Annotated in this window: 7 protein-coding genes, 1 tRNA gene and 1 pseudogene; 5 read left to right on the top strand and 4 right to left on the bottom strand. The window is 65.2% G+C overall.

Annotated features, from left to right (window positions below; genetic code table 11):
• Positions 1-20: 20 nt before the first annotated feature.
• Together FEK34_RS29115 and FEK34_RS29110 are read right to left on the bottom strand one after the other, a co-directional pair.
• Positions 21-680, bottom strand: a complete 660-nt coding sequence (locus FEK34_RS29115) for a restriction endonuclease (RefSeq protein WP_052315505.1) — start codon at positions 678-680, stop codon at positions 21-23.
• Between the two features lie 700 nt (positions 681-1,380).
• Positions 1,381-1,797: a hypothetical protein gene (locus tag FEK34_RS29110; RefSeq protein WP_014351207.1), complete on the bottom strand. Its 417-nt coding sequence runs from the start codon at positions 1,795-1,797 to the stop codon at positions 1,381-1,383.
• 168 nt (positions 1,798-1,965) lie between these two features.
• On the opposite strand from FEK34_RS29110, the gene FEK34_RS29105 reads away from it, so the two are divergent.
• Both FEK34_RS29105 and FEK34_RS31045 read left to right on the top strand, forming a co-directional pair.
• Positions 1,966-2,919 (top strand): hypothetical protein, encoded by a 954-nt coding sequence (locus tag FEK34_RS29105; protein WP_138453139.1) that lies wholly within the window; start codon positions 1,966-1,968, stop codon positions 2,917-2,919.
• 1,577 nt (positions 2,920-4,496) lie between these two features.
• Positions 4,497-5,606 (top strand): annotated as a pseudogene (locus FEK34_RS31045) (recombinase family protein); the annotation flags it as partial.
• A 694-nt stretch (positions 5,607-6,300) separates the two neighbouring features.
• Here FEK34_RS31045 and FEK34_RS29095 read toward each other — a convergent pair.
• A tRNA-Leu gene (locus FEK34_RS29095) sits at positions 6,301-6,385 on the bottom strand.
• Positions 6,386-6,784: 399 nt separating this feature from the next.
• Complete coding sequence (locus FEK34_RS29090) at positions 6,785-8,815, bottom strand: hypothetical protein (protein WP_212748849.1); 2,031 nt, start codon at positions 8,813-8,815, stop codon at positions 6,785-6,787.
• A 245-nt stretch (positions 8,816-9,060) separates the two neighbouring features.
• Here FEK34_RS29090 and FEK34_RS29085 point away from each other — a divergent pair, with 245 nt between their 5' ends.
• The 3 genes from FEK34_RS29085 to FEK34_RS29075 form a co-directional block, all read left to right on the top strand.
• Positions 9,061-9,711, top strand: a complete 651-nt coding sequence (locus tag FEK34_RS29085; protein WP_138453138.1) for a TetR/AcrR family transcriptional regulator — start codon at positions 9,061-9,063, stop codon at positions 9,709-9,711.
• Between the two features lie 169 nt (positions 9,712-9,880).
• On the top strand, positions 9,881-11,119 hold the full coding sequence (locus FEK34_RS29080; protein ID WP_138453136.1) for a sensor domain-containing diguanylate cyclase: 1,239 nt from the start codon (positions 9,881-9,883) through the stop codon (positions 11,117-11,119).
• A 392-nt stretch (positions 11,120-11,511) separates the two neighbouring features.
• A partial coding sequence (locus tag FEK34_RS29075; protein ID WP_138453134.1) for a DUF4328 domain-containing protein occupies positions 11,512-12,776 on the top strand: 1,265 nt, incomplete at its 3' end.

The following is a 12,776-nucleotide window of genomic DNA, read 5'->3' as shown; positions in this document are numbered from 1 at the left end:
TCGGCAGCGAAACCCCTTGGCTAGTGTCGGCGGTACCCACGATTCGACTGATCGACGTATAAGCGCCGTGCCAGCACCGCGATCCCCACGGCGAGCAGTCCTGCCACAATGACCGCGGCCGTGATGTCACCTTCATACACGCTCGCGATGATGCCGAGCAACGTGAAGAAGACGACGCCGACCATGACGGCGATTGGGTATTTGTGGATTGCATTTCGGGCGTCAGGATGTTGCTCGGGCGCGTGTGCGGGCGGTGCCGGCACCTGCGGCCGCTCGAATCGCCGAATGCCGGTCAAGCTGAGGGGTTGCTGGCGCGGTGCGGCCTTAATGAGTTGGCGCGCAGCCCCGTTCTGAGCAAACAACTCACCGTCGTACCGCATTACGAATAGAGCGATCCCAACCTCGTCTGCGTAGGCGATGGCGCCTGCCGTGTACTTGATCGCGGCAAAGAAGAGCATCCCCAGGTCGTGCCTGTTGCCTCGCGCGCCATATAGGCGCTGAACGTCGGGACGACCAACGGGATTGATGTGCCATTTCACCTGAGCAACGGCTCCCGACGCGATCACATCGATACCGCCGTCCGGGCCTCTATTCGTAACCCGAGCATCATGGAAGCCGAGCGCACGCATTTTCACCGCGGCTGCCTGCTCGGCCGCTTCGAACGTCGCGATGTACAGCATCCTTCTCCTGCTGGGCTCGGCCTACAGAGTGATGCCAACGACGGCGATCTGAGCACGCTTGCGAAAATTCGTTTCTGATTCGTGTCCGGGACGTGGTTACCTTCGCTCCCTCATTTCCATCGTCATTCGCATGGTTCGACCAGATCGCCACAATGCGTAGCGCCGACCAAGTGGCCGAACATCGGCTGCTGCTCGACGGGCGCAGCGCGGGTCAGGCGGCCTACCTCGCCTTTTGCTCGCGGACGATCCCGACCGCGGCGCGGTGCGTCACGAGTGTCTGCGGGCCGCGCGCTTGATCATGACGTCCGATGCGCACAGCCTCCTCGTCTCGGCCGAGACTGCCGCCGCCACGCGGAGGCGAATCCTTGTCGACCCCACGAATGCCAGATAAACACCTCTTAGGGTCGCCGACCTTCCACACAGCCGCGTCTTGTCACCGTTGAGAGCGCCCTCGACCGCTGCTCGGCGCCGTGGGTGGAGACATAGGTCCAACGACCCAGCAGCGGACTGTGCATCCGCACCAATTGTCCCGCCGCGTGCCCGGTCAAGAGCACCTCCGCGGCCAACGCTAGGCACCTCACATCACGGTGACCGCGATCCGATCGATCCCTGCCCGAATCGCGGCAATCATCACCGGCTCGGCGATGGTCGAGGTCGACATCGTCCGAACCGACACACCGTAGTCGGCCGGAAACCCCGATCAGGACGACCCGGCCGAGCCGGTCCCCACGCCCCTGCCCGGAGCAGACGGGACTGCTCCCCGCTGTGGGGTTACCCCGGTCAACGGCGCACCGCTCACAGTCACCGTTCGCTTGCCCTGCTCGAATCCCCGGCAAGCCCAGTTGATCACGTAGTTGCCTGCCGGCACGTCCACGAACCCCACCGATGCGGCGCTGCGCGCAGGAACTCGTGTCGCGGGCGTGCGGAACGACACCGGGCCAGCCGCGTATGCCTCACAGGTCGTGATGTCGTTGTCGTTGTTGACAAAAGTGAACTTCAAACTGTTGGTGCCGGTTTCGGTGTGCAGCGGAACCGCGGCGGCCGCGGTCGGCGCCGTCAGCATCGAGACGGCCACGACACCTACGGCGCTCGTGAGAATCTGGGTTGTTTTGCGCATTCCTCATCGTTTACGGGTCAGCGGTCGCTGGCGTATCCGTCGATTACCGGACAGACACCGCACACCACGACATCCGACACTTCCGGTGTGTACATCCGAGTGGTAGCCATATGCTGCGTTGCGCCTCTGATTGTTGCCCTGATTGTGTCATGCTCCGGACCGGACCTCATGCGTGACGGGTTAGGCATCGGCGCCGACCCTGGCTGCGTCGACGCACGTGGCCCGAACTCGACACTCGACGAACTAGCCGACGCGATGATGTCAGCGACATTCACCGATCCGACAACAGGGAAACGCACCAGCGCCGAAGAACAAGCGAGAGCAGCGGCCAACGCGTTCGAATCAATGACCGGCCCCTCGGGATCTATCGATACCTCGCCAGCAGGCATCCGCGCCAAGCTCGTCAAGAGCCTTTACTCCGCAGTGCCGGAGGGCGGCGACGCCCGGTTCGCCGCCGCGGTCTGTGAATACGACACTTCCGTCCTTACGCGACTTGGCCCGATGTGGGGCGATCGCGACCAGATCACCCGCACACCGCACCTGCTGCGCGCCAGCGGCCGCACCGTCTGTGGTGGGGTCGGCGACCAGACCGCCGACGCCTACCTCGAAGAGATAGACGAGCAGGCCACCGCGTCCCAGGCAGACCCGCAAGCCTATGTTGCTGGCGAGATCAAAAAGATCGAGGCCGTGCTCGACGGCTGGACATCCGATCCAGAGGAAACCGACGCCGCCCGGCAGATCCGCCAAAGCTTCGAAGAAGCTCTCCAGGTGCTTCGTGCAGAGGACCCCCAACAGATCGCCGACGGCCTGAAAAACTACCGGGACTTCAATTGGCTCGCCATCGAGCACCTGTGCCCAGGCACAAGCGTCTTCGGTTTCGGAGAGGTATGTGGAGAGGTGAGCTCGCCGTTGGGGCACGCGCCCAGGACCGTCCAGACCCATTCAGGGCCCGTGGATTGCGACTCCGCACTTGACATCGTTCAGACCTTCACCGCTGAAGGACCCGCGGCCATCCTGCCGTGGGTATGCGCATACAACAACGACGGCGACACCGCCGAGGACGTCATGATCTACTGCCACAACCAACAAGCCCGCGTTGTCGTACCCCGCAAGACAAGGTGAGGCGCACTCCACAGTAAGCCGAGCCGGAGCCAGACCGACCGTGAGCCTTGCTTTCGACTGCGGCCGTTGAGGGTGGCGAACCGGTATCCAGACTTGGACCCTCCCTCGATTGCCGCGTTGCGTTCGGCCCGCCCTACAGCTCTTCGATGAGCAGTCGTAGCCTGCGCCATTGATTTGCTACTCAGTTACTGACGCTTCAGATCCGTCGGCGTGTCGTGGCGTGACACGCCGACAAGTACCCGAACCTGACAGCGGTGTTTCGTCAGACTGACTGCGATCGAAACCTCTGCTTGCGTTCCGAGCCGCCGTCGTGTCCGCCACCGCGGCGAAAGATCCACAGCGTGTCGAGCCGTCAACGACCGCATCGGCCGCTTCAAGACGACTCACGAGAGACTCGGCCTCGTCCTGCGAGTCCCGGAATCCCGGCGCACTGCCGTCAACCCGCCGAGTCGATCACACAACTTCGGCGTGCGACGCCGCACAGCTATCGGGAGGGCTGCATACCTGCTGGTCAGACCATCCCGCCGCCCACGGTCACACATCTCCCCGTGTGACCATTTTGTGGCAGTTTTGAACGTGACACGCCGGTATTCGAGCTGATCTCCAGTGACGACGAAGGCCCCGTACCGGATTGTCTCCGGTGCGGGGCCTCCGCCGAAACAGCAGCTAGGAGCTACTTTTCACTCACTGAGCATCACTTGGTAGCCAGCGCCTTCGCCTCGCGACGACGACGGTGCAGGATGGGCTCGGTGTACCGACTAGAGAACATCGCGCGGCGCCGATTAAGTGCTCGACAGCGCTTCGACCACCCCGCGATACTCAGTTGATCCGCTCTCTGGCACGGATTACGAAGGTCGTCTCGGCCACTCTCCTTTCGGTGTGGAGGTCTCCCCTGTACCGAGTGGTCGGTTGAATTCGACCGCGCGGTAGGTCCGCTGGGCGTCCGGAAAGAAAGGGGGCCGCCCGCCGGGATCGCCTTGGCGAAGGTCGGCGTCTGCGGGTGCCAGCGGCGGAATCGCCTTGAGAATTATTCGTCTGCGGCAGCAGGAACTTCGCCCCAGCGACTCTGTCGTCTCTGGAATGCAGACATCCGCGGCCGTGGTCGCGTTCGTGCATGATGCTATCGCGTGGTTGCGAAATCGCCGCACTTCGGCTCTCATGGATAGTGGGAGAATCAGCAGGCCTGGAGGATTCATGGCCTTCGATCTCCGGCTTCAAGATTCCGCAAGTGATCCAGGCGCCAGGGGCGCTTCCGAGATCGCCTACTATGCAGCGTTCGCGCATTCATCACCGCAGTCTGTTCACCTCAGCGCACCGATTCGTGGGTCGTCGCAGGGAGATGACCCTGGCCGGTTTGGCACGCACGCCAACCGGTGCAGACGAAGCCCTCGGTCGTCAACCAGCCGACTCCACTTGCCGGCTTTAGCTCAGGACGTGCGTCGTGCGGCCTGATAGCAGCGACTCGCCCGATGACCCAACCCGAAGGGGCACGGAAGGCACAACCGTCAACGTCCCGACCGACCCGCCGATGCTCAACGTCCCAGCAGCTAGGGTGTTGCTAGAGATCATTCTCCGACATGCCCATCGTGCTGATGGCGGGACCGCGGACAGCTCCGGACCAAGTCCACCTCCAATGCCACGGCATACATCCCCGGTCGGGCGTACACGGGTCGGACCAACAGGGTCCAGCCACCATCGAACACCGCGCCTTTCTCAACCAGCAGGAGGAATCGCAGCAAATGATCAGATTCGCTTTCGCCGGGCGGGTCTCCACCGAAGACCAACAAGATCCGGATGCGTCTCGCAACTGGCAGCTGGGAAGAGCGAGCGCCCTGGTCGGTCAGCATGGGCAGATCGTCGCGGAGTTCTTCGACATCGGGCAGTCGCGGTCGATTCCATGGAAGCGACGCCCCGCTGCCGGGCGGCTACTCGAGCTGCTCAGACATCCCGGGCGAGGCTTCGACGCGGTCGTGATCGGTGAACCCCAGCGCGCGTTCTACGGCAATCAGTTCGGGCTGACGTTTCCGGTTTTCGTCCACTACGGCGTGCAACTGTGGGTGCCGGAAGTCGGCGGCCCGATTGATCCGGACTCCGAAGCTCACGACCTGATCATGTCCGTCTTCGGCGGCATGTCCAAAGGCGAACGCAATCGCATCAAAATCCGCGTCCGGGCCGCCATGGCCGCGCAAGCCCAGGTCGAGGGCCGCTATCTCGGCGGGCGACCACCCTACGGATACCGTCTCGCGGATGCCGGCCCCCATCCCAACCCGGGCAAAGCCGCCGACGGTAAGCGGCTGCATACACTCGAACTGGACCCCGTCACTGCGCCAGTCGTGCAGCGAATCTTCAGGGAGTACCTATCGGGTATTGGGATTTTCGCGATCGCGCAACGACTTACGGCCGACGATGTTCTGTGCCCATCGGCATACGACCGCGGACGCAACAGCCATCGCTCGGGCGCAGCATGGTCAAAGAGCGCGGTGCGCGCAATCCTGGGCAATCCGCGCTACACCGGCTATGAGGTATGGAACAAGCAGCGCAAGCAGGAGTCCCTCATCGACGTCGATGACGTCGCCTTGGGCCACCAAACCCGGCTGGCGTGGAACCCGAAGACGGAATGGGTTTACTCCGATCAACCCGCTCATACCGCGCTCATCAGCAAAGACGTCTTCGAACAGACACAACTACGGCTTGCCGCCCGTGGTCCGCAATCGACCGGTCGGATTACGGCCCGACGGAAGCACCCGTACGCCTTCAAAGGGCTGTTGTTCCACAAAGCGTGTGGACGGCGGATGCAAGGAAACTGGAACCACGGGATGCCGCACTACCGCTGCCGGTATCCCTCCGAGTACGCCCTCGCCAACGACCTCGACCACCCGACTACGGTCTACCTGCGCGAAGACCGGCTCAGCGGCCCGATCGACTCGTGGTTGGCCACGATATTCCACCCAGATCGGATCAAGCATTCGCTGACCATGCTTGAAGGCGCCCAGATCGACAACATGTCGGCCATCGAGAGTGCGCGGCGATCACTCGCCGAACACGACCGCAAGCTGTCCCGATACCGAGCAGCACTGGAAGCAGGCACTGACCCAGCCCTTGTAGCGACCTGGACCCAACAGGTCCAGCGCGAACGTCAGGCGACTGCGGCACAGCTCACGGCACTAGAAGCCGAGCAGGCGCCGAACCACCGCATGGACTCAGACGAGATTCACCAACTTGTGACATCCCTGGGTGGGCTGGTTCACATTCTGAAGACGGCTGACCCTACCGACAAACTCGAGATATACCGGGAACTCGGCCTGAAGCTCACCTATGACCATGAAAAACAGGTGGTTGTGGCAGAAACTGCTCCAAAACCACCCGTGTGCGTACTGTCTGTGTCCGGAGGGGGACTTGAACCCCCACGCCCGATAAAGGGCACTAGCACCTCAAGCTAGCGCGTCTGCCATTCCGCCACCCGGACCGGTGTGCCCAGCAAGATTATCGGATGCTCAGGGTATGCGCCAAATCGCGGCCTGACCTCGGGGTTTGTCGGCGAGGTGGGGGCTGAGATTCATTGTCAGCATTTCGCCCGGTAACGCCTCGACGGGTTCAGGCCGAGTTGCCGGTAGGCCTCGAGTTCGGGCAGTGGGTGAGCCGAGGAACAGCACCCGATCACCTGCTCCCCCCATCAAGTCGGCCGGATTTACCGGTTCCCGTACACGGCGGCCGGTTGCGCGAGTGCCCGCAGGTCACCGCATGGCCCTGCTGATTTCGTGTCATCACGCGCCGGCGGCATGATCGCGCCGACCTGGCGACCGACTTCGCGGTCACGCGCTAGCGAGGCCGGAACACCCGCCGGACACTTTTCACGGCCACCGACTCAGCGGACGACGACTCGGATACGCCCGATATTCTGGACACCGGCGTACGGAGTTGTGGTGTCGCCGGTGCGGTGCGAGGTGGCCCGCACTGCCGGGTAGTAGGTACCGGGGGTGTCGTAGGTGACGGTGTGGGTCACCTCGAGGGTTTCCTCGGGGGAACCGATCGGCAGCGGAGTGAAATCACCTGTGCCCGTTGCGTTCCAGTCGAGGCGGACAATTCTTCCGGTACCGGGCGGGACCCGGATTCCGGCGGTGAGGGTGACGGGTTGGCCTGCGGAAACCTCGACCACCTTGGTGCCGTCGCTGTCGAGCTGGACGACGGGCTGGATGCCGAGCCGGTCGATCGCGCCGGACGCAACGCTGATCTGGTTGCCGTCGACGGTGTAGCGGGTCGATGGTGCGGGCGCGCGACCGGTTTCCACCCATGTGGCCACATCGCGTAGCGCTTGGTGCAGGATGCCGGTGTAGTCGATGAGCCGGTCGGTGCGTCCGGGGGCGATGTGGTCGGCGTTGTCGTTGTACCAGAGGCGGAAGGTGTCGTCGGAGCGGTTGCCGAGGGCGTGGCGGACGCGGTTGCCGTACCAGTCGCCGTCCCACGGGAAGGCATCGGTGTCGAGGAGGTTGCACACCGCGATGACCTTGCCGTTGATGCGGCCGCTGTGGGTGGCGCCGCCGCTGATCACCATCGACATCGGCGGCCCGATCGGGACCGGGCGCTGCGGGTAGCGGGGTGTGCCTTCGGCGGCCCGGTACTGGTCGAAAGCGTGAAAGCTGGTGTCCGCGGGGACCTGGTGGCGCGGGTAGGCGGGCAGGGCCAGTCCCCAGCGGTTGTCGATGCGCACCTTCGAGGTGGGCGCGATGGCCACGCGAACGCCGGCGGCGATGTTGCCGTCGAGGACGAGGGTCTTCGTGGCCGGGTCCAGGGTTCCGGTGAGCGTGCCCTGGCTGGTGGTCCCATCCGCGGAGTAGAGGGTGAGGTCCAGCGCTGTCGAGCGCGGGTTGTCCGGGACGCTGTCGAGGACCAGGCTCGTCGCGGCATTGTCCGCGCCGCGGTCGACCCGCGTGACGGTGGCGAGGTGGTCGATCTTCCACGCACGGAACATCTCTCCGAGACGAGACTGCTCGGTGCCGAGGTAGCCGGGCTTGCTCCAGAAGTCGTCGGCGTAGGTCGGGTCGATCTGACGGACCTGCGCACCGAACCCCAGCAGCCCCTGCGGTGCCCCAGCCAGGAACGGGCCGGGAGTCTGCCCGAGCACATACCGGTAGTCCTCCCAGGCGCGCAAGGGGACACCCATATTCGTGACCTCACCTAACACGGCCTTCCCGGTCTCGTCGAGGACGGCGAACGGGTCACCGCTGCCGCCGGGCGCCACCGCGGCAGCGATCTCGGGAGCCTTGTGCTGCAAGACGATTCGGGCGAACTCACGGACGAAGAAGTTGCTGGGGATCGAGGTCGGGACGCCGACGATGTAGGGCACCGCGCCATCCCAGACGCCTGTGCTGTTCTCCATCGCGCCGATGGTCTGATACGAACCCCCGCTGCCACCCCACACGTAGCCGTAGATCCGGCCGGCATGCCCGTAGTAGCGGGCGGCCACGGTTTTGGAGAACTTCGCCGCCGCGGCGTCCACCGCGAAACCACCCCCGCCGTTGGTCTGCACTGTGTACGCACCGCTGTCCGCCCCGAACGCCACGTCACCAGGTAGCGCGTTCTCGTCGACAAGCGGATACACCGACTGGAAGAAACGACCCTGCCACTGGTCTTCGGGCGGAAAATAGAACGTGAACCGCTTGTCGGTGCCCTCGAAATGCCCCGACACCTGACGTACCGGTACCGGGTCGGTGATGTCTCGCTCGCTGTCGATCACCGGCCGCGAATATTGCACGTCCACGCAGTCCGCGGTGACCCAGACCGGCGAGCACGGCACGGGAACCGGATCGGCCCACCCCGTACCGGGTGCCCCGGCAACCGCCAGCGCGGCGACCGACGCGAGGACAGCGGTGTGGCCTGCGCGCCGCGACCTCGTCATGCTCCGCGCTACCGGGTGGGCACTCGGCGCGCTCGGGCGGGATCCGTGGCGGTGGTTGTCGGGGGCGGCACCCATGGTCGGCTGAACTCCTTCGCGCCGGCGACGCCGACAACTCGCGATAACTGAGTGAAGACTAGTATTAGAGATCAACCACTGGGGCATCTGAGGCTCCTGCTGTGAATTGATTCACGACAGACAGAGCCAAATCTGCCAATTCACTCAATATTGAAGGAGCGTCGCATCCGTTGAGTACCGCGACCAGCCGTGGCCCGCGCGGCCCCTACGCGCGCAGCACCGAACGCCGCCGGGTCATCGCCGCCGCGGTCCTCGGCCTCGTCGAGGAGAAGGGGCACGAACACCTCACCACCGCCGAGGTCGCCGCCCGTGCCGATCTGGCCGAGGCCACCGTCCTGTACCACTTCCCCTCGCGCGACCACCTGCTCGTCGCGGCGCTCGAACACAGCGAGGAACAAGCGACAACCCTGATTCCCCCCATCGGTTCGGCGGCCGACGATCTTCCCGACCGGCTCCGCGAATTCGTGCACCAGACGACGCAACACTCGAATGTGACGCGGCTGTTCATGACCCTCGCAGCGCAGGCCACCCTGCCAGGGCACCCCGCCCGCGACTACATCACCCGTCACCGGTCGCGGGTGGTCGAGGTCTTCACCGAACTGGTGCGCGCCCGCCAGCGCGCGGGCATGGCGCACCCCGGCCTGGACCCCGCCGTCGTCGCCCGGCAATTCGTGGCGACCTGGAACGGGTTGGAAACAGCCTGGTTTCTCGACCCGTCCTTCGATCTCGCCGACCTCGTCGTCGACGCGTTCCGGCGACTCACAGGCCAGAACTGGGCCGAGATCCGGGCCATGCTGCTCGACCCCAGCACCGGACTCTGAGGCCGCCTGCGTGTTTGGCGCGGTTGCGGATGATCTCGGCCGGCCTCGAGGCTGGTGTAGGCCGGTTCCGCTGGTAGTCGGTGTGTCATTGCGCCTCGCGGTGCAGTCTCGGTTGTTAGGTTCGGGGTGTCCGGATGCATCGGGTTGTCGGCGGATGTGAGGAGGCTCGGTGACGGTTGCGGCCTCCGATATCGCCACGGAGTGGGCGGCGCGATTGATCGACTCGGCGTCACCCTCGCGGCCATCCGACGACGCCGTCGTCGCGCTCGAGCAGTGGGTCCACCGGCTCCTGGTCGCCTTGTCCGGTCCGCGCTGGGATTCGACGATCGGTGAACGCGCCGGCGCCGCACTCGTCGACCTCGGATTCAGCGACCCGGCCGCCATCTCGGTATCGGTGCCCACGCTGCTGCGACTGGGCGAACGCGCCGGCGCGGATGCTGCCCGCACAGCCACCATGATCGGAGACCTCGCGCAAGGGTTCGCCCGCGCGACGATCGCCACGCGGCAACCCGCCTCCGAAGGATTCGAAACCGCCTTCCGGCATGCCTCGGTCGCCATCGCCATCGGCGACACCGAGGGCCGCATCATCGACGCGAACCCGGCATTCGAAAACCTCACCGGACACACCCTGGCCGACCTTCGCGGCCGGTCCGGATTCGACTTCGCCCCCTCCGAACAGGCCGCCATCCAGCAACGCGTCCACGACGAACTCGCCCGCTCCGACACCGGAACAATCCGCCTCGAAGGACAGATCCAGCGACCCGACGGCAGCCACGCCTGGGTGGCATGGACGGTGACCCGATGCCTGTCGGCCTCGGGTGAGCCCTATCTGCTCGGCTTCGGCGAAGACGTCACCGACTACCACACAACCACCACACACTTGCAGTGGCAGGCCCACCACGACCCACTGACGATGCTGGCCAACCGACGCCACCTCATCGACCGCTGCCAAACCCTCATCGACGAAGCCGGCACCGGCGACGTCGCAGCGGTGTGCGCGATGGACATCGACGACTTCAAGACAATCAACGACACCTACGGCCACACCGTCGGCGACAACCTCCTCGTGGCAGTCGCGGCACGGCTACAGGCGTGCATCGACCGCGACACCGACGTACTCGCCCGCTACGGCGGCGACGAATTCATCGCCCTGCTCGCACCACCCACCGACCAACAGCACACCCACAGCATCGTCGAACGCCTGCACGCAGCCATGGCCAAACCGTTCGACATCGACCGCATCCGCCTCCAGACCTCGCTGAGCATCGGAGCGTTCATCGCCCCGATCGGCGACCACCGCGTGACAGAACTCCTCGCCGCCGCCGACGACTGCCTCTACGCCGCCAAAGCACTCGGCAAAAACCAATGGGTGCTGCACACAGCAGCCTCCATCGAAACTGCGGACTGAGGATCGGCCCGCGCGCGACAACGCCAAAAGGTCACTGGCACGTGATTCTTGGGGACACGCGACGCCCGGCTTGGCTCGGCGTGGCAGCCCGTGCCCGACACGTCCCCGACGCAGCGCCGGGCCCGGCAAGCCAACTGCAACCAACGGCGAACGGGTGTCGGCAACCGAGGCGCACCAGCACTTTCACCGTGGGGCCGAGAGCGGGAGCGGGCGACCACACGACGGAAACCCTTGCATGGCCCTGCTTTTGCCGGGTTGTCAATGCTCGCTTCTGGTGGTCGAGTGAGAAGTTGGTAGTGCAATAGCTGCGGCGGGCGACGCGGCACCGGAGTGACCCACGGTGGTTCGCCGGTGCGTCCGATCGTTACTGCTGGGACCGAAGGGGTTTCGATATGACGGTGGGGCGTGGCGCCGGGACCGTGCGGCCGATTGGGGTGCTCGGGTTGTGGGTGATCGCGCTGATGGCGGTGACGGTGGTGCTGGGGTTGGTCAGTGCGTTCGCCGATTGGGTGACGCTGGCGGATTTCGAGCGGAGCTGGGCGGAGCAGGAACCTGCGAGTCAGGAGTGGAATTCCAATTCTTGGCTCGCCGGTGTCGGGCTGTTGATGCAATCCGCTGCTGCGGTGGTGTTCATCGTCTGGTTGTGGCGTGCCCGCCGCAACTCCGAGGTCTTGTGCGGTGCACGGCATCGACTGGCCGCGGGCTGGGTGATCGGTGGCTGGGTCTGCCCGGTGGTCAACGTCTGGTTCCCGCACGTCATCGTGGCCGACGTCGTGCGCGCGAGCGACCCGCAGACCCCGTCGGATCTGCTGAACCTGCGCAGCCGCCCCACCAGCCGGCTGGTGACCGCGTGGTGGCTGTTGCTGCTGTCGGCATCGGCACTGTCGATGCTGGCTCTGGTACTCGGCCTGCCGAAATGGCGAGCCGAAACGACCGGCGACTACATCGTCTACGGCTATGGCCCGGTGGGCGGGTTCGGGTTGATCGCCGTGGAGTTCATCCACGCATTCGTCCTCGCGCTCGCCGGAACCTGCCTGGCCGTGGTGATCACCCGCGTGCGGCGCTTGCAGGAAAATCATTCGGACGACCAGGCGGGTGCGACCGCGAGCAGTTCACCATCGCCGACCCAGCACGTTGTGTCCACTCGGTCGGCGCTCACGCCGAACGGTGAGAGCAAAAGTCCTCCGCCAGGCCACCAGGCCACCGCGTCCGGGACGGGAACGCTGACCGCATCCGGCCCAGCCGTTGCCGGATCGCGCATGCACATCCTCCCCCTGCGCGAGGCCGACCCATCCACGCTCGGCCCCTACACGCTCACCGGGCGCCTCGGCGCGGACTCCGTCGGCGAGATCTATGTAGGCCGCAACGGGAACACCGAGGCCGTCATCCGGGCGCTGCACGCTCACCACGCTACCGACCGTGCCGAACTCGCCCGTGCGTTCACCGCGGCCGCCGCGGTGCGCAGCGACTTCGTCGCGTCTGTCCTGGACTCCAACGCCGATGCCTCGCCGCCGTGGATTGCCAGCGAGTACGTTGCGGGCTCGTCACTGCACGATCTGGTCACCGACCACGCAACGCTCTCCGCCACGGAGGCCACCGACCTTGCCCTGGGGATCGCCGACGCCCTGGCCGCCATCCACGACGCCGGTCTGATCCA

The sequence above is a fragment of the Nocardia cyriacigeorgica genome (assembly GCF_005863245.1).
Classification (GTDB): domain Bacteria; phylum Actinomycetota; class Actinomycetes; order Mycobacteriales; family Mycobacteriaceae; genus Nocardia; species Nocardia cyriacigeorgica_C.
The sequence above is the reverse complement of the archived record's forward strand: the minus strand, read 5'-3'. Positions and strand labels throughout refer to the sequence as shown.